Below are 21833 nucleotides of genomic sequence, written 5' to 3' on the forward strand. Positions count from 1 at the left end.
CTCGTCCACCCGCTGACCGAGAGGGCCGATCGAAGGCTCGCCGCGGGGTTGGAATCGAGTTCCGCGCGACCCCTGCCTCCGCGTGGCCGCGCGGTCTGAAGCCCGCGTCTCGCAGACAGGCACCGCTCGAGAGCAGTGGCACACCCGTGATGGCACACCAGCCGGAACGGCGAGGCCGGTCGGGGTCAACCTGAAGCCGCGGAGGCCCGCCCGGCATTCCGGATCGAGGGGTAATCGACCACTTCAAGCTGTCGGCTCCATGGGGCGGCGTTGACGCTCTGCGGGGCGCACCTATACTGGCCGGACCATCGGCGGGCGTGGACGCTGTCTGCCCTGCCGGAACCAGCGAGATGGGTGCGCAACCACCTGCCTGCGAAGTATCCACCAGCGGGAGACATTCCAATGCGGAAGGCGCGTTTGATGGAGTGCGGGAATCGGCGTTGTCTTTTCGGGGCGCGTCGGGCGGCCTTGCTCCAGGCTGTGATATTGGGCTTGTTGCTCGCGCCAGCGGCGACATGGGGTCAGGCTCCGGCGGGCGGGGCATCCCAGACCGGGGCGGACATTCCCGCGGACGCGTCGGCCGAGTCGCTGTTCACCGACTTCCTGCACTATGCGCGCATGGGGCGTTTTCAACTCGCGGAGGCGTACGCGGATGCGCTGCTCCAACGGCCGGACATTGACCCGCTGGCGGTGCATGCGGCGGCACAAAAGGACAAGCGCAGTCTGGACACGCTGATGATCCTGATCCGCAACTCGTCGCTGGGTCCGCAGGCGGAGAAGGTGCTGGACCTGATCAACAAAGGCGAGGAACTGAAGCGGAAGGACCCGGAGCAGATCCGGGCGAACATCGAGCGGCTGGCGGGCAACCCGCAGCAGGAATACTTCGCGATCGAGAAGCTGGCGGCGTCGGGGGAGTACGCGATTCCGGCGATGGTGCAGGCATTGCTCGATCCGCAGAAGCAATACCTCCGTGCCCGGCTGGTCAATGCGCTGGGGCTAATGGAACGACCGGCCGTGCGTCCGCTGGTTCAGGCACTCGACGTGGATGACGACGACGTCCGCCTGCACATCATCCAGGCACTGGGGAAGATCGGTTATCCGCAGGCGGCACCCTATTTGAGCAAACTGATTGATAGTGACACGGCGCCGGCACAGACCAAGGAGGCGGCGCGGGCGGCGCTTGAGAACATCGTGGCCAAGTCCGGGCGGCCGATCTCGGGCTCGGCGGCGGAGCAGTTCTTCAATCTCGGCGAGCGCTATTACTACGAGGACGACGCGGTTCGCGCGGACGGGCGCCTGCCGACGGCCAACGTATGGTACTGGAACGACGCGGAGCAGTTGCTGAAGGCGATCGAGGTACCGGAGCCGATCTTCGGATCGGTGATGGCCATGCGCACGAGCGAGGAAGCGTTGCTGCTTCAGAACGATCATGCGCCGTCGCTGGCGTTGTGGCTGGCGTCGGACATTCGCCGCGAGCACCGGCTGGGTCTGGACGTGGAGAGCGGCGATCCGGCGGAGCAGCCCGATGCGGTCGATGCGACCCGTCCGGACGATTTTCCGCGGGCGCTGTACTTCACGCAGGCGGCGGGTCCGCGCTACGCGCACATGGTGCTGGATCGCGCGGTCCATGACGGTGACTCGGCAGTGGCACTCGGTGCGATTCGGGCGCTGCGCATCACGGCGGGGGAGAGTTCGCTGATCGGCACGGAGGACTACAAGCAGCCGCTGGTGCAGGCGCTGCGGTTTCCCGACCTGCTGGTCCGCGTGCGGGCGGCGCTGGCGCTGGGCGGGGCCTTGCCCAAATCGCCGTTTGCGGACGCGCAGCATGTCATTCCGCTGTTGAGCACGGCGGTGACGCTCACGGGGGCGGAGCATATTGTCGTGGTCGACGGGGACCAGGCCGAGCGCAACCGAGTCATGGGTATCTTCCGCACGGGCGATCGCGAGGTGATCGGCGAGGCCAGCTTCTACACGGCGATGGACCGGGCAAGAGAGTCCTTCCCGGCGATCTCGGCCGTGGTCGTCGGCACGGACATCACCGAGCCTGATCCGGCGTCGGCGCTGGCCCAGCTTCGCGGCGAGTTTCTCTATGCGAAGACGCCGGTGGTGATCCTGGCCGAGCCCGAAGGGATGCTGATGGCGGAAGATCTGGCGGCGTCGGATGCATATGCGACGGCGGTGCCGGCGGCAGCGGACGACGCGGCAATTCTGGCGGCGCTGGATCGAGCGCGGGAGAAGGCGGGTCTTGCGGCGGTGGATCATGACTTGGCCATGTCGTTGGCACTCGAGTCGGTGGGGGTGCTGCGGAACATCGCCTTGGATGGACGGACGGTGTATGACGTGGGGGCGGCGCAGGGTTCGCTGATCGCGGCGCTGGCGTCGGAGAACGAGATGCTGCGGGTTCGCGCGGCCGAGGTGCTGGCGCTGCTGGGCAGCGCGGCGGCGCAGCAGGCGATTGCCGACGTGGCGCTGGACGACGGCCAGACGAGTGCGCTGCGGATCGCGGCGTTCGGATCGCTGGCGGAGTCGGCGAAGCGGTTCGGCAATATGCTGGCAGAGGCGCAGGTGCAGCAACTGGTGGACATTGCGAAGGATGAGCCGGACCTGACGATGCGTACGGCGGCAAGCGAGGCGCTGGGGGCGGTGAACCTGGCGACGAACGAAGCGAGCGCAATCGTGCGGGGGTATTATCGGGGTTAATCAAACTCGTAGCGCGGATGCCTAACAAGAAGGGCAGCAACGTGCAAGCAAGGCGACGCTATCCAAACGCCCCGATCACGGAAGCGATTATCGACATTCGCGTTGAATTGCCCCCCGGGACCGACGTCAAGGCTCTTGAGCAAGTCCAAGAAGGGCTCGAAACCTCCTACCCGACAAAGGTGAATCGCCACATCGCGTCAATTCAAGGCCAAATTGGGGGAATTTCGGCCGCTGCAACCGCGAGTTCGGCGCACATCGGGTATTTGTACACAAGCACAGACGAAAAGCGCGTATTTCAAGCACGGCTTGATGGGTTCACAATGAGTCGTTTGGCCCCGTACGATCGATGGGAGCCATTTCGAAATGAGGCCCGTCGGTTATGGGATAGGTATCGTTCGATTCTCAAGGTTCGGCGTGTCTTGAGGTTGGCGGTCCGCTATGTCAATCGGATTGACATCCCGTTACCAATCGACGACCTAAAATCTTACTTGCGGACGGCGCCAGAGGTATCGTCCGACTTGCCGCAGAATTTGGCTGGATACTTTATGCAGCTACGAATCCCGCTCAGTGATATTCATTCCACGTTGGTGGTCAATCAAGCTGTTGTTGACTCTGCGAAGCCGGAGTCGGTCTCCATCATTCTGGACAACGATCTTTACCGAACGGACGAAGTGCCCTCGACCGAGGAAGACATGTGGGATTTTTTTGAGGTGCTTCGCGTCCGAAAGAACGCGGTTTTTGAAGCGTGCATCACGGATTCATCAAGGGAGTTGTTTCGATAATGCCCGGACTTGCCGATCGTCCGAAGAGCGTGTCAATTTCACCCTCGTGGTTCTTAGCGCCAGCTATGTATTGGCCTCAAAGCGAGGCTGGGCAGCAGCTCGGGCGCGCATCCGAACTGGCTTTCACTCATTGGATGGAGCGAGCCCAGGCGATCATGGAACTGGATCAGGCCGAAACTGCGCCTGCCATGATACCGCGCCCGGTACGCAATTATAGTGTCAAGACGCGATATGTCTTCGCAGGCCGCGGTCGCCCGCAAAGCCGTAATTGGGATGAATCGTGATCCGCAAGTCGGTCGAGCCGTGGTGGGAACAGATGGTAGGCGAGTCGCTCGCTCAAGGCGACTTCCTTCCGTCATGCTTGATTCCATCGTTTGCGCCGGATTTTGGGACCGGCGCCGCAACGCACGACGTTCCGGTTAGAGAATACGACTGTATTGTCGTAACGCAAAGCTGCGACCTTGAAAACGAGAGGGCGGAACTCGCTGCCCTGTGCCCGATTTTCTCGATAATTGAATACGCAGAATTCAATGCACCATTCCAGAAAAAGGGCGCTTGGGAAGAAGTCCGAAAGGGCCGGCGAGAGGGACTGCACCTGCTCGCCTCCTGGGATGACCCAGCGGATAATCAGCGTTGTGTCGTAGTTGACTTTCGTGAGATCTATAGCCTACCAATAGGGTATCTCCGAAGCCACGCAACGAACATGGGACCGAGGTGGCGATTAAGGCCTCCCTACCTCGAACACTTCTCGCAATCTTTCGCAAGATTCTTCATGCGCGTCGGGCTGCCGTCGAGTATTCCGTCGTTTCGATAGAGACGCGCCTGGTGAGGCTCCAACGCGATCTTCGCTGCCAATGTGGTGCCCACGAGGAAACTGGACATAAGAATGACTGGCCAACCAGTGGAACTCAAAAATCCGATACAACGACGGGCGGAGCCTTGGCGATCGGCGGGGCGGGCTTGATGACGTGCCTCGCGCCAAGGCAAAGGAGGCCGAGGGCGATGCCGACGCCGATTCCAACAACCGGGCCGAAGAGGAGGAACATGAGGGGCGCGGGCAGGCCCCGGGTTCCGGATTGTTCGATCGAACGCACACCTCGGGGTTGTGGCGAGCGTAGCTGGAAAACAGGGTGAATTGAACCAGGCCGTTGAGGATTCCCCAGGCCAATCCCACGCAAAGGCCGTGGAGGAAGTAGCGCGAGCCGGCCGTGCGGGCGATGACCAGCGTGGCGAAGACGGCGAGAACGATCCAGAGGAAGGGTTCGATGCCGCGGGTGTGTCCGCGTGAGGACAGCAGGCCCATGACCAGGCCGGGGACGGAGAGGATGGCGATGAGGGGCCAGTTCATGGACGTTCAACCAGGGGTTGTGTCGGTGTCCGAACGGTTGCCGGGAGCATGGTATTCTGGATTCGAGTTTGCTCCACCTGTCTGATCGCCGAATGAAATGCGGAATCGCCGTAATCAGGGCCGCAGCAGCGTCTTGATGGCGCGGCGTTCGTCCATGGCGCGGTAGCCTTCCGCCACCTTTTCGAGGGGCAGCGTCAGGTCGAAGATCTTGCCGGGGTTGATCGTTCCATTGAGCACGAGGTCGATCAGCTTGGGCAGGTAGCGACGTACAGGGGCCGGGCCGCCGTGAAGGTGAACGTGCGTGTAGAACAATTCCTCGCCTTTGAGTTCTACGCCGTGCGGCATGCCGACGAATGACGTGTAGCCGCCCCTGCGCGTGGAGTTGATCGCCTGCATCATGGACTGCTGCGTGCCGACGCATTCAAGCACCGAGTCCGCGCCGATGCCCTTGGTCATGTCCATGATGCGTTTCACGCCCTCGTCGCCGCGTTCGGTCACGATGTCGGTGGCGCCGAACTCGCGAGCGAGCTTCTGACGGTTTTCGTGGCCGCTCATGGCGATGATCCGCTCGGCGCCCATTTGTCTGGCTGACAGCACGCCGCACAGGCCGACGGCGCCGTCGCCCACGACGACCACGGTCGATCCCGGTTTCACGTTTGCGGCGTCTGCGGCGAACCAACCCGTTCCCAGCACGTCCGAGGTTGCGAGCAGGCTCGGCACAAGGTCGTCGGACGGAACACCTGGCGTCGGCACGAGCGTGCCATCCGCCAGGGGGACGCGGAGGATAGGGGCCTGGGCGCGTGAGATAAACTCGCGATGCATGCAGGAAGACTGGTAGCCATACTGGCAATTGGGGCAGGTATTGTCTGACGTTGCGAACGACCCAATGACGAACTGGCCGGGTCTTGCGGACTTGACCTCGCGGCCGACCTCCTCGACGACGCCGCAATACTCATGACCCATGGGTGTGGGCTCATTGACCGGCTTAATGCCGCGATAGGGCCACAAGTCCGATCCGCAGACGCATGTTGCTGCAATTCGAATCACGGCGTCCGTCGGCCGTTCGATCGTCGGCGTTTCGCGTTCCTCGAAGCGCACGTCGCGAGGTCCGTACAGGACTGTGCTTCGCATGGTTGGTCTCCATTCCTTACATGGTGTATCCGGGCTTCTTGTACAGCTTGTCGGGCTGATTAACGATGTCCGGTTCGTAGACGTTTTTCTTCCAGTCGTCGTCGCTGATTTCCTCAAAGGCCACCGAAACCGATTTCTCACCGCAGGTCAGAACGTCCATGACGTCGCGGGTAATGCGCTGGGCGAGTTCCGATTTCTGCTGCGGCGAATTTCCGGGCCAGAGCTTGACGATGATATGGGGCACGCTTTGCTCCTGAACTTGTGGAAGGAATTCGAAGGGTTCTTGTCACCGGCGGTATTGCTCGTCCGTCACTTTTTCCATCCATTCCACGGCCTTGCCGTCGAGCTTCTCCTGGATGGCGATGTGGGTCATCGCGGTTTGGGGCGTGGCGCCGTGCCAGTGCTTCTCGCGGGGCGGAAACCAGACGATGTCGCCGGGCCGGACTTCCTCGACGGGACCGCCGTCGCGCTGCACCCAGCCGAAGCCGGAGGTGATGAGCAGGGTTTGGCCCAGCGGGTGCGTGTGCCAGGCGGTTCGGGCGCCCGGTTCGAAAGTGACGCTGGCCCCGCTGACCCTGGCCGGCTCGGCGCGGTCGAAGAGGGGATCGAGTCGGACCGTGCCCGTGAACCAGTCCTCCGGTCCTTTCGCTGATGCCTGCGAGCCCACACGCTTGATTTCCATTTCGAACCTCCTCAAACCCGGATTGTATTCGGGTCCGGACAGATCGTTCAAGAACATGGCGTTCGTGCGTCAACGTCACCGGAAGGTCGGCGCACGTTGCATCAAGCGGCTGTGTGTCCTGCCATATTCTTACTATCCTGCAAGGTGTGTGGAACTCGACAGTATTGGCCGGGCGATGTGTGTCCGGTGCCCGATTGTTGGGAAGGGCGTGAAGGGATGACCACATTGACAGGTGACCGCTTCGAACCCGCCGACTTGATGTGGTGATTCATCCCGGCAGGTCGGCGCGGCGGTCGAGGGCGTCGGCGACGAGTTCGTTGAGGGTGTAATGGGTGCCGCATTCGGGGCAGCGGGCTTCGTGCAGGCCGGTGAGATCGTAGCCGCAGTTGAGACAGGGGAGTTTCCCGAGCGTAACGGATCGCAGTCGGGAGTGACGCTCTTCGGGAGTTTCACACCAGGTCAGGCCGGTGCCCATAAGCCAGGCGGCGAGCAGGGTCAGGCCGCCGATGACGACGCCGTCGTCAATGCCTCCATATCTCCATCGCAGGTGGCTGATCACGGCTACGAGCGTCCCGAGTGTTGCACCGGCGAAGATGGACAACAACAGAATCAGCAATGTGCGCGAGATACGCCGACGGCTCCAGATGATGTGCCGTGCCCAGATTCGAATCCAGCCGAGAATGATCACTGGTGCACAGACGGCAATTCCCAAGACGATAGCCCATTCGATCTGTACGTCGTGCAGTATCCGGGCGACCATGAACGTGACACAGAAAAGGACCGGCAGGGCGACGAGCAATCCGAGTGACGTAATTAACGCGGAGACAATGGCGGGGATGGGGGAGCACTCCTATCGCGCGGATGGAGCCGCGACGCAGAAAGAGGCCGGCCGCATGAAGAAGTGTATTCCCGCCGGAGATGCAGATTCCAGCGCCCTTTTCACATATTGTGAGATGGCGGTTCATGCCTGCGCCGACAAGTTGGGCTGCGCCGGCGCGAATGGGAGAGTCAGGGTTTTTCCGCGTCTTCCTTCTTTTTCTTCCCGGGGAGGAGGCCGCCGAGGCCTTTCTCGAGCTTCTTGCCGGCGTCGTTCAGCCCTTCGCCGACCTTGTCACCGATCTGCTTGGAGCCTTCGCCGAGTTGCCCGCCGCTCTTGCCGAGTTCCTCCACCAGGCCGGCGCCGACCTCGGTGATGTTGCGAACCGTGCCATCGACCATGGTGGTCACGTCGCCGACGACCTTGACCGTGGCATCGCCCAGGCCGCCCAATCCCTGAAGGCCCTTACCCAATTCGTTGACGATGTCCGCGGGCAGGAGGTTTCCGCCTTTGTCGACGACGGACGTGAGAATGGCGCGCATGAGGATGCCGGTAAGCTGGGCGAGCTCCACGCCATTGGCCGAATCGGAGCCGATGTCGGTCAGCTCGATCCGATCGATGTGGAGGGGGACGCGCGTCAGGCTCCCACCGAGGGGCAGCAGGTCCACCTGAACGTCCACGTTGTTGATGGCCGCGCGGCGGACGATGAACTTCTTGCCCTCCTTGGTCTCAGCCGGCTGCTTGGGCTTGGTCTCGCCGCCGCTGAGCTGGGCGAGATGATCGAGGATCACCTGGTAGTTGGACTTTCCGCCCTTGCGCTCGAGGTTCATGCTCAGGTCGGAGAGGATGAGTTCGGGCACGACGACGGTGTCTTCCATCAGCGAGCCGAGTGAAACGGCCACGTTGCCTTCGCCGAGCTTGACGAAGTGGGGGGCGTCGAAGCCTTCGGGGTTGGCGACGTCGAGTCCGGACATCCCGGCCTGGCCGGAGAGGATGCCGAGGTTCATGCTCTGGAGCGTGGTGTTGACGCCGAGGGCGTAGGTCGCTCCTTTCTCCACGCCGATGCGGGCGATGCTGTCGATCCAGAATACCACGCCGACGAGCAGGAGGATGAAGGCCAGCACGGCCGCGCCGACGATCTTGAGTGCGAGATGTTTGGTTTTGGGCATGGAGACAAATCCTCGATAAATTCTTCGGTTTCAAGAGTCGACGAACAAGCCGCTAGCATTCTACCGCACATTGAAGTATTTCGCCTGCCGGTGGTGGACGATGAGGGCCGTGGTGGTCTGCTCGGGTTCGAGCTGGAACTCCTCGCTGAGGGTGACGTCGATGCGCTGGGGCTCGAGGAGCGGCCAGAGCTTGACCTGGTCCTCGAGGCGGGGGCAGGCGGGGTAGCCGAAGCTGTATCGCGAGCCCTGGTAGCGCTGTTTGAAGAGTTCCTGCTTGTCTCGGGCGTCGCCGGCGGCGATTCCCCACTCCATGCGGATCTGCTTGTGGATGTATTCGGCGAGGGCCTCGGCCAGTTCCACGCCCAGGCCGTGGAGGTGGAGGTAGTCCTGGTAGCGGTCGGCGGCGAACCACTGACGGGCTACCTCGCTGACCTTGCGGCCGACGGTGACGACCATAAAGGCGGCGACGTCCATTTCGTCGCTGGAAACGGGTTTGAAGAAGTCGCTCAGGCACCAGTAGGGGGGTTTGCCCATGCGCGGGAAGTCGAAGGTGGCGAGTTTGCGCGACGGGTCGCCGGGGTCGTAGACGAAGAGGAGATCGCCGTCGGACTGGGCGGGCCAGAAGCCGTACGCGGCGCGGGGGTGGAGGATGTCCTCCTGCTCGCAGACGTCGAGGAGGTCGCGGAGCTTGGGGCGGACTTCGCTCTGGAGATAACGGTCCCAGTCGCCCGGTGAGCGGCGGTTCTTGCGATAGCCCCACTGCACCTGGAAGAGCATGTTCTCGTTGAGGTAGGGGACGACGGCGCGAGGTTCGACGCGCTCGATGATGCGCCGGCCCCAGAAGGGGGCGGACGGTACGGACTCGTCGCGGGAGATGTCGGAGACGGGGGGGATGTAGCCGTGGCGCTGGGACGCTTCCTCGTGAAGGAGGGCGTCGGCACGAGTCGGCGGTAGCGGCTCCGTCGGAGCGTTGGCGCGGGCTGAAGTCGGCGAGGCGGAAGAGGCACTGCCCGAGAGCAGGGGCACACCGGCCGAGGCCGTGCCCTGCGGTTCGGAAGTCCTGGCCTCCGCACGCGCTGAGGCTCGCGGTTCAACGGACTTGCCGGTAACGATTTCGTCCATGAGGCGCAGGCCGGCGAAGGCATCCTTGGCGTAGAAGACCGACCCTCGGTATTCCGGGCGGAGATCCTCTTCGACGTACTTGCGGGTGAGTGCCGCGCCGCCGAGGACGACGGGGGCGTCGATGCCGCGCTCGTTCAGGACCTGAAGATTCTCGCGCATGATCACGGTGGATTTGACGAGCAGCCCGGACATGCCGATGGCGTCGGCGTTGTTTTTCTCGTAGGCGTCGATGATGGCGCTGATGGGCTGCTTGATGCCCAGGTTGTACACGGTGTAGCCGTTGTTCGTGAGAATGATGTCCACGAGGTTCTTGCCGATGTCGTGGACATCGCCGCGGACGGTGGCGAGGACCATCGAGCCCTTGCCGCCGCCTTCGATCTTGTCCATGTGGGGCTCGAGGAAGCGCACGGCTGCTTTCATGGTCTCGGCCGACTGGAGCACGAAGGGAAGTTGCATCTGCCCGGCGCCAAAGAGGTCGCCGACGGTCTTCATGCCGTCGAGGAGCAGGTCGTTGATAATGTCCAGGGGGCGGTACTTGAGCATGGCCTCGTCGAGGTCGGCTTCGAGGTCGGTTCGATCGCCGTTGATGATGCGGAACTTGAGGCGCTCTTCGATGGACTTGGGCTGCTTCGATTCTTTGGCTTCGTCCGCGGTGACGTTCTCGAAGGCCTGGAGGAGGGCGGTGAGCGGATCGTAGCCTTCGCGGCGGCGATCGAAGACGAGATCTTCGGCGATATGGCGGTGGGCGTCATCGATCTTGTACAGCGGAAGAATGCCGTTCACGTGGACGATGGCGGCGTCGAGACCGGCATCGCGGCAGAGGTGCAGGAAAACGCTGTTGAGCACGCGGCGGGCGGGCGGCTTGATGCCGAAGCTGACGTTGCTGACGCCCAGCAGGGTGTGGACTTCGGGGAGTTCCGTCTTGATGCGGCGGAGGGCTTCAATGGTCTCGACGGCGAGCTTGCGGTCATCCTCATTGCCGGTGCAGACGGTGAAGGTGAGGGGATCGAAGATGAGATCGGAGGGGCGGATGCCGTGGCGGTTCACGACGATATCGTGGATACGCCTGGCGACCTCGATCTTGCGGTCGGCGGTTTTGGCCATGCCCTGCTCGTCGATGGTCAGGGCGATGAGTGCGGCGCCGTGCCGGCGGGCGAGCGTGCAGATGACGTCGGCTTTTTCCTCGCCGTCTTCCAGATTGATGGAGTTGATGACGCACTTACCACCGCAGAGCTTGAGTGCCGCCTCGATGACATTGACCTCCGTGCTGTCGATCACCAGCGGCGCGGTGACGTCGGTGGCAAAGCGCTTGAGAACGGACGAGGCGTCGGCGACTTCATCGCGGCCGACGTACGCGACGCAGACGTCGAGCAGGTGGCTGCCGTGGCGGACCTGCTCGCGGGCCATCTGCACCATGCCGTCGACGTCGCTCTCGGCGAGCAGCTCGCGGAACTTTTTGGAGCCGTTGGCGTTGGTCCGCTCGCCGACGGCGAGGAAGGCGTTTTCCTGGCGGAGGGTCACGGCCTGGTAGACGCTGCTGACGGAGGGTTCGAGGTGCGGGGTGCGTTTGCGGGGGACGCGCCCCTCCAGGGCATCGACCACGGCGGCGAGATGCTCCGGCGTGGTTCCGCAGCAGCCGCCGACGATGTTGACGCCGTCGACTTCGACGAATTCGAGGAGCCAGCGGGCGAGTTCATCGGGGGTGAGGGCGTAGTGCGGTTTGCCGCCCACGAGCTGGGGTAGTCCGGCATTGGGCTGAACGATGAGCAGGCGGTCGCTGGCGGAGCTGAGGTAGCGGACGTGCTCGCTCATTTCCTGCGGGCCGGTGGCGCAGTTGAGGCCGAAGGCGGTCACTTCGGGATAGGCGTCGATGGCGGTGAGCGCCGCGGCGATCTCCGTGCCGACGAGCATGGCTCCGGTGGTCTCGATGGTCACGGTGCAGAAGATGGGGACGCGCCGGCCTTTTTCCTTCATCGCATCGATGGCGGCGACGATGGCGGCCTTGGCCTGGAGGATGTCCTGGCAGGTCTCGATGAGGATGGCGTCGGCGCCGCCGTCGAGCAGGCCACGGTGCTGCTCGGTGTAGCTGTCGACGAGCGCGTCCCAGGTCGTCTGCAGCAGCGAGGGCAGTCGGGTTCCGGGTCCGGCGGACGCGACGACGAAGCGAGGTCGATTTGGGCGGGTGAATTCATCGCAGGCGCCGCGAGCGATCTCGGCGGCGCGGCGGTTGACCTCGTAGGTCTTGTCGGCGATGCCGAACTCGCCCAAGACGTGCTTGCTCGCGCCGAAGGTGTTGGTCATCACCGCATCGCATCCGACGGCGAGGAACGAGCGGTGGATCTCGCGGAGGACATCGGGACGGGTGAGCGTGATGATATCCGTGCAGTTCTCGTGGCCGTCGTAGTCGGCAAGCTTGAGGTCGTGACGGTGGACGGTGGTGCCCATCGCTCCGTCGAGGACGAGGACGCGCTGTTGAGCGAGACGAATAATCGGGGCATCGGTCATGGGTTCAATCCAATGGCAGTATCGACATTCTGCGGATCGACACGCAGGGCGTTGGGTTACGGCTTCATCTCATATCGCGGGGCTGCCCGCAAGGGGCCGCGCGGCGAGGCACTTCCGGAAGGTATGGTCAGTCGGCAATACGGGCAACGTTGAAAGCTTCAAGACCGCGCGGATGCGGTATTTATCGGCGGAACTACGTTCGTTTCGACCAGTCGTCGGGGTCATAGACGCCGCGTTCGGGCAGATACTCACGAAAGAACAAGTAGGTCTCGACGAGCCATTTGAAACGCTCTTCGGGCGTAAGATTCGCGAAGGCGAAGAGATTCGCCAAGGCGGCGTCTTCGTAGCCGTCCACGGCGTCGGTAAGGCGGAGGGTCTCGCCGGGGTCGTTCATGGATTCCTGTTCGATCGCTGCGTTCGAATGGCCCGTAAGCGCTGCACGTCGGACTGATCCTGCTGCCTTCCGGTCGCCTCCTTCATGGCGATCAAATCGTCGAGACCGCACACGAGGACGTCGAGCCCGGCCATGCTGCGAGACTCGGCAGAGGCAAGCAGCCGATCAAACGACATCGGCGGATCGGCGAATAGATCGACGGCGAAGCCGGGATGGTCCGGGTGATGGAATGATAAGACCCGCAGTCCCTTGGTATTGACCCACTGGTTGCGAATGCCGGCGATGGCAAAGTCGCATGGATCGACCGGCAGTCGAGAAACGAATCCCGCGGCAAGCAACGCTTCAACGACTTTACGCGCTTCCGATTCCGCGAGATCGATGACGAGGTCGATGTCGGCCGTCAGCCGATTCAGCCCGTGGAGCATCGCCGCAACGCCGCCGACGATCAGGAACCGCGCCCCGGCATCGTGGAGGACTGTAAGCGTCAGCGTGTAAGGATCTCGGTGCATGAGAACGTCACCGCGCGAAGCAAGGACCGCAGGTCATCGCCAGTGTCAGCGAATTATAGAACCGTCGCCAAAATGTGGGAAATCGCCTTATTCGGGTTCGCTGTTTCCGATTGCATTTCTGCGTACGGTTTGCGTTCATGCCGCGGGCTGAGCGGGGCCCTGCTTCGACGAGCCGTTACAGCGGCTCTTCCACTTCCGCGCGGCGGTTGATCTTGACGGCGAGGTTTTCTTTGTGCCGCCCGAGCCGGCCGGCGAACTTGTTCCTCGATTCCACCTGGAGAATGATCTCGCTTTCGTGGGGCTTGCCGGTCTGGATGAGGTCGCCGGGGGCGAGGCTGAGAAGCTCGTTCACGGTGATGGTGGTCTCGGCGAGGTACGCTTCGACATCGACGTAGGTGGCGCCCAGTGCGCGGGCGATTTCCTCGGAGCGATCGGTGGCGGTGGAGCGGCGCTGGTAGGCAAGCCAGCCCTGGGTCACGAGCTTGTCCACGACGGGTTCGATGACGTTGAAGGGAATGCAGAGGCTCATGGTGCCGGCGCGTCCTCCCATTTTGATCTCGAATCCGATGACCACGACGATCTCGTTGGGGGCGACGATCTGCACGAGGTGGGGATTGCTCTCGAACTCGGCGACCTTGAACTCGACTTCGACGAGGTCGGTCCAGGCTTCGTTGAGGGTGGTGAGCGCACGCGTCGTGAGGCGGTTGACGAGGCGCTGCTCGATCATGGTCAGCGGGCGCTGGGGAATGAAGAGTTCGGAGTTGGTCCCCCCCATGAGTCGGTCGAGGATGGGGTAGATGATCAGGGGACTGATCTCCAGGCAGACCTGGCCTTCGAGCGGCTCGACGGAAAGCAGGTTGAAATTCGTGGGGTTGGGCAGGGAGTAGATGAACTCGCTGTAGGTGAGCTGCTCGGTGGTGGCGACGCGCACTTCGACGATGGTGCGCAGGAAGCCGGAGAGTGACGCACCGAAGTTACGGGCGAAGGTGTCGTGAATGCCCTCGAGTGCCCGCATCTGCTCCTTGCTGACGCGCTCGGGACGCTTGAAGTCGTACGGGTGCAATTCCTTGTTGACCCGCTTCTCGCGTCCGGGTTCGCGGCGCGACGTGCCCACGCTACCGGTTTCGACGGCAGCCAGCAGGGCATCCACTTCGCTTTGATCAAGAACGTCAGCCACGGTAACGGCTCCTTATCTGTCGCGGCGCGCACCGCCTCCGCTGGAACTATCGGTGGAGCGGGAGCTTTTTCTTGAACCGGGGCCGCGTGACGCGATGACCTATGGGCGCCCCGTTTCGGTCGCAACCTGCAGACGCAGGAAGAAATCGGGAAATGTCTTTTCGCAGCACTGCGGATCGCGGATGACGAGTCCGGGAACGCGTAGCCCGGCGAGGGCGAAGCTCATGGCCATGCGATGATCGTTGTAGGTATCGATTTCGACGGGGTGAAGTTGCTCGGAAGGGTGGATGGTCAATTCGTCGGCGCTTTCCTCGACCCGGGCGCCGAGCCTGGTCAACTCGCGGGTCATGGCCGCGATGCGGTCGGTTTCCTTGACGCGAAGGTTGGCGATGTTGCGGATGCGCGTCGGGCCTTCGGCAAAAAGCGCGATGACCGCCAGCGTCTGCGCGGTATCGGGCATGCCGCCGAGGTCGACATCGATGCCGCGAAGGGGCGACTGATCTGAAGGGCCATTGACGGTGAGACGATTGGCGCCGCGCTCGACGGCGCAGCCCATGGCTGTCAGAACGTCCACAAAGCGAACATCGCCCTGGAGGCTGTGGTCACCGAGGCCTTCCACCGTGACCCGTCCCCCGCATACGGCCGCGGCGGCGAGGAAGTACATGGCGTTGGTCGCGTCCGGTTCGATGGCAAGGTTCGTCGCGCGGTAACGCTGCGGCGCCTCGACAACGAATCGGCTGCTTCGGTGTGCCGAATCCGCGCGATCCGCCAGCACGACCACTCCGAACTGGTCCATGAGTCGTATGGTCATGTCCACGAAGGGGCGGCTGGGAAGATCGCTGGTCACTTCGATGAACAGGTCACGTCCGGCGTAGGGCGCGGCCATCAGGATTGCGCTGACCATCTGGCTGGATTCGGGCGCATCGAAGGCGACGTGTCCGCCGCGCAGGCCCTGGGCGTGCAGGCGAAGGGGCGGGAAGCCCTCGCTCTCAAGATACTCAACGCCGCAGCCCAGTGTTTGCAGCGCGGAACCCAGCGCGCCGATGGGGCGCTGGCGCATGCGTGGCACGCCGTCGAGGGTGAAATGTCCGTAGCCCGCGGCGCAGAGTGCGGCGAGGAAGCGTATGGTTGTGCCGCTATTGCCGCAGAAGAGTTCGGCTTCGCTCTCGGGGAGTTGCCCGCCGCAGCCGGTGATCTCGGCGCAGAGGGACGACTTGTCAACGGTGGCCGCGATTCCCAGGGCGCGGAGCGCGTCGAGCATGATCCGCGTGTCTTCGGCCAGGAGGATGTTGTCGAGCACGCTGACGCCGTCGGCCAGGGCGGCAAGGACGAGGGCGCGGTTGGTCAGGCTCTTGGAGCCGGGCACACGGACGACGGCATCGAGCGGGCCGGACACGTTCTTACAGCGGTAAGCGTCCACGAACGGAGTGTAGGGCGGGTCGCGGCGGGGAGGAAGTCGCGACGCTTCCCGATCCTCCGCGGCGGCCGTACCATTTCGGCATGGACCTGATCGTCGTCATGCGTTCCACGGCCAGCGAGGAGGAAGTCTCCCGCGTGGTCGCCCGGGTGGAGGAGCTGGGCATGGTGGCCCACCGCTCGCGGGCGTCGTACCGCACCATCGTCGGGGCCATCGGGCCGAAGTCGCCGCAGACGCAGGACCAGCTCCAGCAGCTCCCCGGCGTGGACGAGGTCATGGCCATCACCCAGCCGTACAAGTTGGCCTCGCGCGAGTTCCACGAAGCGGACACGCTGTTCGACGTGGGCGGGGTTCGCATCGGCGGGTCGTACGTCAACATTATCGCCGGGCCGTGTGCCATCGAGAGCCGCGAAGTTCTCTTCTCCGTCGGGCGGGCGGTCCGCGACGCGGGGGCGACCATCCTGCGCGGGGGGGCGTTTAAGCCACGATCATCCCCGTATTCGTTCAGCGGACTGGGGCGCGAAGGGCTGCAACTGCTCCAGGAAGCAGGTCGTGAACTGGGCATGCCCACGATCACCGAGGTCATGGACCCGCGCGACGTGGACGTGGTTTGCCAGTATGCCGACATCCTCCAGATCGGCGCTCGCAACATGCAGAACTACAACCTGCTGCTGGAGGTGGGGCGGACGGACAAGCCCGTGCTCATCAAGCGCGGTTTCGCCGCGTCCATCGGCGAGCTGCTCATGTCGGCCGAGTACGTGCTCAGCGAGGGCAACCACCGCGTGATGCTCTGCGAACGGGGCATCCGCACCTTCGCCGAGGAGACGCGTTTCACGCTGGACGTGTCGGCCGTGCCCGTCATTCAGGAGCGGTGCCACCTTCCCGTCTTCGTCGATCCCTCCCACGCCGCGGGCAAGCGCGACCTTGTGCCGGCTTTGGCTCTGGCGGGCATAGCCGCGGGCGCGGCCGGGGCGATTGTGGAAGTACACAGTTGCCCGGATCGAGCCCTGTGCGACGGCCCGCAGGCGGTCTTGCCGGGGAATTTCGTCAAGCTGATGAACCAGATACGGGAGGTTGCGAAGGTGGTGGGGAAGATAAGCGCGTAGGGCGGATCGGGCGGCGCTATGTAGCACAATTCTGTCACGGCGGGCTGCGCCAGTTAAGTTGGTCAAAGTCGAGTCCACGGCGGGTGTAACCAGCACTACTCAAAGGAATCGGGGATGGGCGAAATAGGCGACGTGACCTGCTGGCACACCGCGAGAGGGCTGGCGAGGTATTCGGTGCTCGTGACCCACGCTGGGCTTCATAAGTTTCAGGAAATCAAAAGCGATGACCGCTATGTGTTGCTACAGAAGGCTCACGCCAAGTTGGCTCAATGGGATGAAATGTGGGAGCGTCAGCAGGAGGCGGCAGATCGGGAGACGGAGAGGCGAAATCAGGCGGCCGAGATTGAGGCGAAGATCGCCTACGCCACGGATCACACCAAGCAAATTCAGCTAGAACACAATCGTCTCGAGACCCTGCTCCTGCACACGCTTAGCGTGAACGACTGCATTGACTGGAACTCGCTTAAGAGCGCCGGTGACTATCCTCACCCCAAGCCGCAACGGCCCGTTCTTCCTCCGATACCCATCAAACCAGTATTTCCGCCGCAGCCACGGTCCACCGATCCGGCCTACATCCCCCCCCTTGGGCTGTTGGACAGACTTTTTGCATCCAGACGAAAGACGAAGATTGATGCTCAAGCGAAGCGGTTTGCCAGTGATTGCGAGGCGTGGAAAGCCAGAAAAGCAGAAGCAACTGAACTCTATAATACCCAAGTGCGCGACTATAACGCCACACTGCTGCGACTCCAGGAGAAGTTCACGAATGATACGAGTGCTTGGGAAAGCGCGAGAGAGGTCTTTCTTCAAGAGCAACTCAAATCCAACGCGGCTATCGATAGTAAGAAGGCGTTGTACGAAAGCGGCGCTCCCGAGGCCATTATCGACTATTGCGAGTTGGTCTTAGCTCGATCGGAGTACCCGGACTATTTTCCTCAAACCTATGAGCTTGAATATCGCCCAGAGAGCACATTGCTAGTCGTAAACTACCAGTTGCCAGCCCCCCGGGACATCCCAACACTCAAAGAAATAAGTTACGTGCGCTCACGTGATGAGTACTCCGAGAAACACGTTTCCGAGGCACAACGTAACGCCCTTTATGATAGTGTCTTGTATCAGGTCGCCATCCGGACGATTCACGAGTTGTTTGAGGCGGATCAGGTCAACGCATTCGAGTCCATTGTTTTCAACGGGATTGTTCAGTCGACCGATTCGGCCACGGGGCATGAGACAACGAACTGTATACTTTCGGTGCAAGCCGACAAGAGTGAATTCATGGAAATGGACTTGAGCCGAGTGGACCCGAAGGCGTGCTTTCGAAGGCTCAAGGGCGTGGGCAGTTCCAAACTCCATAGTATTACGGCCGTCGCACCACTTGTCACGATGGAAAAGGAGGACCGCAGGTTTGTGGAAGCGTTCGATGTGGCCCATGCGCTAGATAACAGCACGAATCTCGCGGCTATGGATTGGGAAGAATTCGAGCATCTTATACGCCAGTTATTTGAGAGTCACTTTGCGGCCGGAGGCGGAGAGGTCAGAGTTACTCGCGCGAGCAGAGACGGCGGCGTGGATGCGGTTGTGTTTGATCCCGATCCGATCCGTGGGGGAAAAATCGTCATACAAGCCAAGCGATACACTGTTACAGTGGGAGTTGATGCAGTGCGCGACTTGTATGGCACGGTGATAAACGAGGGGGCAAACAAGGGCATTCTTGTCACGACATCCCACTACGGACCCGATGCGTATGGATTCGCGAAGGGTAAGCCGATTACGCTCCTTGACGGCGGCAACCTCCTGCACTTGCTTCAGTCGCACGGATACAAGGCAAAGATCGACATTAAGGAGGCGCGATCACAAATGGCAGGGTGATCGCAAGTCCGGCTCGTCACTGGAGACGGCGGCTTGTGTCGGGCTGTTGAGAACCCGCGTTCCGCACTCCGGACAAATGCCGGAGACGTTCCCGCGAAGGTCGTAACCGCAATTCAGGCAATACCCCAAGCTGCGGCGTTGCTCGATCTCGTTTTCCATCCAGACGGCCCGAGCGTAGCGCTTAAACAAGCCGGCCGCGGTCATCGTCAACCAGGACAGCACAACGAGCGGCGGGAGTGAGAGAATCAACGGAAAGCGATGCAGGCTGATTTCGTGGAAGTACCAATATCCGAAATCGCCGTGCGGGCGACCCCTGTAGAAGTAGCGCCTCCAGTACGCACCTTTCTCTCGTGGAAGTCGATGGTACCACTTCCAAGTCTGCCACGACGGGGTGTCGCTTAGCCGGGTCGGCGCCCTGCCGATACCGAGGTACGCGTGATATTGGACGTAAATCAATCCCCGATACATGGAAATGGCGTACTCGCCGGACTGCCCCAGAGGCTTCCACCAACGTGAGAACGTCAGCGCGGGCGTCGGGATGAAACTGATGGCGTGGAGAAGCACGACCAGGGCGAGCCCAGGCGCGATTCGGATGAGCCAAACGCGGCGGTGTGTTCCCTTCTTCGCCAATGGTGTCGTTGCTGCATTGAACACGGTTGCCAGTTACCCCGAAATATCAAGCGATGATTGTCGATGGAAGTGTGAGTCTGCACAAGTAGCGCAGAGCGGGTAGTGCCCGGCGAACAACTAGCGATGCTGCCGGATCGCGCTACGGACGACGAACCACGTCATGGCGCAGATGCCAATCCAAATGGCGTTGACATGCACAGGGGCAGCAAGTGAAGGACGGGTTGCGAGCTGCCACGGTTGAACGTCGAGTACGTTCAAGTTCCTTTCGCAGTTGTCACGCGATTGCGGACAGGCCGACGCGCATGCAATGAACTGCTCCAGTTGCTGGATCGCCTGCTCGGTCCAGTTTTCGGACGGAGTTATTTCTTTCCTGTTGAACAGGGCCTCAACGGCCTCGGAAATCTCGGGTTGTTGTGACGATGGCCCCGGCGGTGAGGGGGGCGGTTGGAGGCTCAGTGCAGATGACTTCGATAATTGAGTTGTGAGGGAGAGTCCATTGATGGAGAGCAACAGCGAGCAACTGACGCCGTTGCTATCGTCACAGCAGTCGCGGACGTCAACCAAGACCCTATGCCCCCCATCGAAGCCTTTGACCTTCAGCACATAAGCATTCGGTATTGTGATCCACCGTGAAGGTGTGTGATACCAGATGGCCAAAAGGACCAGACCGGCCGCGCAAATAGGGACCACGAGGATGTTGACGAGGGTTCTCAAGGTTAGCCCCATCTGAAGTAGACGACCGACCGGATTCGGCAGGTCTTCAGTCGCCAGCCCCACCCAACGCCTCCCGGCCGAAGCGCATGAAGACCATCGTTCCGCCGAGGAGCACCATCATAAGCATTGAGATCAGGCCGCACTGGGACGCCGCCGGCACGGACGGGGCGATGCAGGTGTCGCTATCCTCATCGCAGGTCTGGCCGGGGCAGGGATCGCCGGAGCCCGTGCACGAACCGCTCAGGCAGACGTCGGTCAGCGTACAGAAGAGGCCATCGTCGCAGGGACCGGTGTTGTCAGCATGCTGGCACGTGCCGTCCAGGCAGGTGTCATCCGTACAGACGTTCTCGTCGTCGCAGTCGCCGTCGCCGAAGCACTCGGAAAGGACGGTGTCGCGCACGGCGCGGACATAGTTGAAGATGCGGATCGCGTCGCCTTGCGGCCCGTGGCCGAAGGGATAGTCGGCCGGGTCGCCGTCCTTGAAATCACTGCGCTGGCAGCCGGCGCCGTGCACGTCCTGCCATTGCCCGTCGAGATAGCCCAGCCCGCGTCCGAAGGCAACGTAGGCGCCCGACTCACCGCCGCCCATCCAGTTGGCGTGCGTGGTGTTGGCCCAGTAGTAGGGCCAGTCGGCCTGGCCTTCCTCGTTGACAATGGGCGTGGCGTCGAAGATTGGATCGATGGCGGCCGAGGAGGTCGTGTCGGGCGAGCGGGTGTAGTCGAGGATGCCCTGTAGCTCCTTCACGCTGGGCAGGCGCCAGTCGGTGTAGCCGGCGAAATTGAGGTTCTCCGCATAGCCCAGCGCGGCCTGCCAGTTGTATCCCACGCCGCTGTCGCCCTGCGTCCACATCAGGCCGGTCGATCGGTCGGTGACCGTGCCGTTGCCGTTGTCGACGAAGTTGTTCGTGCCGTAGGTCGATGGTCCGCGCACGCACATGACCAGGAAGGTCTTGTCGGTTCCGGCGATCACGAGCCCGTAGCCCTTGATGCGCCCGTCGGCGAAGTTCACGCCGAAGAGGAGTTCGTCGTCGACCGTCGAGACGTAGAGCGTGCTGGAGGCATATTGCGAGTCGATGATGCGCTCGCCCGCGGCCGTGTCGCCGTAGGCGAAGTCGAAGTAGTTCGTGTCGATGAAGGGGACGATGTTCGGGCAGGTGGCGAAATCGTCGCACCCGCTGGGATCGACGCCGCGGAAGTCGATGAGCGAGTAGAGCTCCTTGATCGTGGGCAGCCGCCAGTCGTCGAATCCACCGAAGGACACGGCATTGAGCGTGGCGGGATAAGCCTGAGCCTGCGTCCAGGTGAGCTTGTCGGAGGCGTCGATGTCGTTGTCGCCGTCGGTGTCCGGGCTGCGCTGCCAGGTCAGGCCGGTGATGTTATCGAGCACGGTCAGGCCGTCGCCGCTGAGCGTGAATGACGGGGCGTTGCCGGCGTACTGCGCATCTTGTCCGTGAAACGCCGCGCCTGGGTTGGGGCAGGCGATCACAGACGTGTTGTTGTAGCACGTGGTCTGGCCGGTATCGACGATGGGATAGATGTCGTAAGGCAACTGCGTGACGGTAAGCGTAGCCGTGTTGGACGTGGCCGAGCCGAAGTCGTTGGTCACGACGCATCCATACATGCCGGCGTCAGCCAGGGCCACGGGGTTGATCACGTAGTCACTCGCGGTGGCGCCCGAGATGTCCGTGCCGTTCTTCTGCCACTGGTAATCAAGCGGCTCGGTTCCCGATGCCACGACGCTGAATGATGCGAAGCCGTCCGGCGC

Annotated in this window: 18 protein-coding genes; 5 read left to right on the forward strand and 13 right to left on the reverse strand. The window is 62.4% G+C overall.

The genetic code is table 11. The annotated features are described in order from the left end of the window. Positions 1 to 402: 402 nt before the first annotated feature. The 3 genes from J5J06_12300 to J5J06_12310 all read left to right on the forward strand — a co-directional run bounded on the left by J5J06_12300 (position 403) and on the right by J5J06_12310 (position 4600). Positions 403 to 2700 carry a HEAT repeat domain-containing protein gene (locus J5J06_12300; protein MCO6437864.1) on the forward strand — a complete coding sequence of 766 codons (2298 nt, stop codon included), beginning with the start codon at positions 403 to 405 and terminating at the stop codon, positions 2698 to 2700. A gap of 17 nt (positions 2701 to 2717) precedes the next feature. Beyond that, a complete protein-coding gene (locus tag J5J06_12305) occupies positions 2718 to 3482 on the forward strand; it encodes a TIGR04255 family protein (GenBank protein MCO6437865.1) in 765 nt (254 codons plus the stop codon). Positions 3483 to 4450: 968 nt separating this feature from the next. Continuing rightward, positions 4451 to 4600 (forward strand): hypothetical protein, encoded by a 150-nt coding sequence (locus J5J06_12310; protein MCO6437866.1) that lies wholly within the window; start codon positions 4451 to 4453, stop codon positions 4598 to 4600. Between the two features lie 344 nt (positions 4601 to 4944). On the opposite strand, the gene J5J06_12315 is transcribed toward J5J06_12310, so the two are convergent. From J5J06_12315 to aroA, 10 genes are all read right to left on the reverse strand, one after another. Beyond that, positions 4945 to 5961 (reverse strand): zinc-dependent alcohol dehydrogenase family protein, encoded by a 1017-nt coding sequence (locus J5J06_12315; protein MCO6437867.1) that lies wholly within the window; start codon positions 5959 to 5961, stop codon positions 4945 to 4947. Between the two features lie 16 nt (positions 5962 to 5977). Then, positions 5978 to 6205, reverse strand: a complete 228-nt coding sequence (locus tag J5J06_12320) for a tautomerase family protein (protein ID MCO6437868.1) — start codon at positions 6203 to 6205, stop codon at positions 5978 to 5980. A 42-nt stretch (positions 6206 to 6247) separates the two neighbouring features. Further along, a complete protein-coding gene (locus J5J06_12325) occupies positions 6248 to 6643 on the reverse strand; it encodes a cupin domain-containing protein (GenBank protein ID MCO6437869.1) in 396 nt (131 codons plus the stop codon). A gap of 268 nt (positions 6644 to 6911) precedes the next feature. Next, the gene (locus tag J5J06_12330) at positions 6912 to 7403 is read right to left on the reverse strand and encodes a hypothetical protein (protein MCO6437870.1); all 492 of its coding nucleotides are present in this window, start codon (positions 7401 to 7403) and stop codon (positions 6912 to 6914) included. 248 nt (positions 7404 to 7651) lie between these two features. Continuing rightward, a complete protein-coding gene (locus J5J06_12335) occupies positions 7652 to 8629 on the reverse strand; it encodes a hypothetical protein (GenBank protein ID MCO6437871.1) in 978 nt (325 codons plus the stop codon). 60 nt (positions 8630 to 8689) lie between these two features. Further along, a complete protein-coding gene (metH, locus tag J5J06_12340) occupies positions 8690 to 12256 on the reverse strand; it encodes a methionine synthase (protein MCO6437872.1) in 3567 nt (1188 codons plus the stop codon). 193 nt (positions 12257 to 12449) lie between these two features. Further along, the gene (locus J5J06_12345; protein ID MCO6437873.1) at positions 12450 to 12650 is read right to left on the reverse strand and encodes a hypothetical protein; all 201 of its coding nucleotides are present in this window, start codon (positions 12648 to 12650) and stop codon (positions 12450 to 12452) included. Beyond that, positions 12647 to 13159, reverse strand: coding sequence for a nucleotidyl transferase AbiEii/AbiGii toxin family protein (locus tag J5J06_12350; protein ID MCO6437874.1), 513 nt, complete (start codon positions 13157 to 13159; stop codon positions 12647 to 12649). The genes J5J06_12345 and J5J06_12350 overlap by 4 nt, the downstream gene beginning before the upstream one ends. Positions 13160 to 13334: 175 nt before the next feature. Continuing rightward, a complete protein-coding gene (fliM, locus tag J5J06_12355; protein ID MCO6437875.1) occupies positions 13335 to 14336 on the reverse strand; it encodes a flagellar motor switch protein FliM in 1002 nt (333 codons plus the stop codon). Between the two features lie 99 nt (positions 14337 to 14435). Then, positions 14436 to 15755: a 3-phosphoshikimate 1-carboxyvinyltransferase gene (gene aroA / locus J5J06_12360; GenBank protein MCO6437876.1), complete on the reverse strand. Its 1320-nt coding sequence runs from the start codon at positions 15753 to 15755 to the stop codon at positions 14436 to 14438. 86 nt (positions 15756 to 15841) lie between these two features. Here aroA and aroF point away from each other — a divergent pair, with 86 nt between their 5' ends. Both aroF and J5J06_12370 read left to right on the forward strand, forming a co-directional pair. After that, on the forward strand, positions 15842 to 16858 hold the full coding sequence (gene aroF, locus J5J06_12365; GenBank protein ID MCO6437877.1) for a 3-deoxy-7-phosphoheptulonate synthase: 1017 nt from the start codon (positions 15842 to 15844) through the stop codon (positions 16856 to 16858). A 114-nt stretch (positions 16859 to 16972) separates the two neighbouring features. Further along, complete coding sequence (locus J5J06_12370; protein MCO6437878.1) at positions 16973 to 18724, forward strand: restriction endonuclease; 1752 nt, start codon at positions 16973 to 16975, stop codon at positions 18722 to 18724. Here the strand turns inward: J5J06_12370 and J5J06_12375 are convergent. The 3 genes from J5J06_12375 to J5J06_12385 form a co-directional block, all read right to left on the reverse strand. Beyond that, complete coding sequence (locus tag J5J06_12375) at positions 18707 to 19378, reverse strand: hypothetical protein (GenBank protein MCO6437879.1); 672 nt, start codon at positions 19376 to 19378, stop codon at positions 18707 to 18709. The two genes, J5J06_12370 and J5J06_12375, sit on opposite strands and share 18 nt — an antisense overlap. A gap of 93 nt (positions 19379 to 19471) precedes the next feature. Next, the gene (locus J5J06_12380; GenBank protein ID MCO6437880.1) at positions 19472 to 20131 is read right to left on the reverse strand and encodes a hypothetical protein; all 660 of its coding nucleotides are present in this window, start codon (positions 20129 to 20131) and stop codon (positions 19472 to 19474) included. After that, positions 20115 to 21689 carry a DUF1566 domain-containing protein gene (locus J5J06_12385; GenBank protein MCO6437881.1) on the reverse strand — a complete coding sequence of 525 codons (1575 nt, stop codon included), beginning with the start codon at positions 21687 to 21689 and terminating at the stop codon, positions 20115 to 20117. Before J5J06_12385 ends, J5J06_12380 begins: the two co-directional genes overlap by 17 nt. Positions 21690 to 21833 lie beyond the last annotated feature (144 nt).

The organism is Phycisphaerae bacterium (assembly GCA_024102815.1).
Lineage (GTDB): Bacteria > Planctomycetota > Phycisphaerae > UBA1845 > UBA1845 > JAGFJJ01.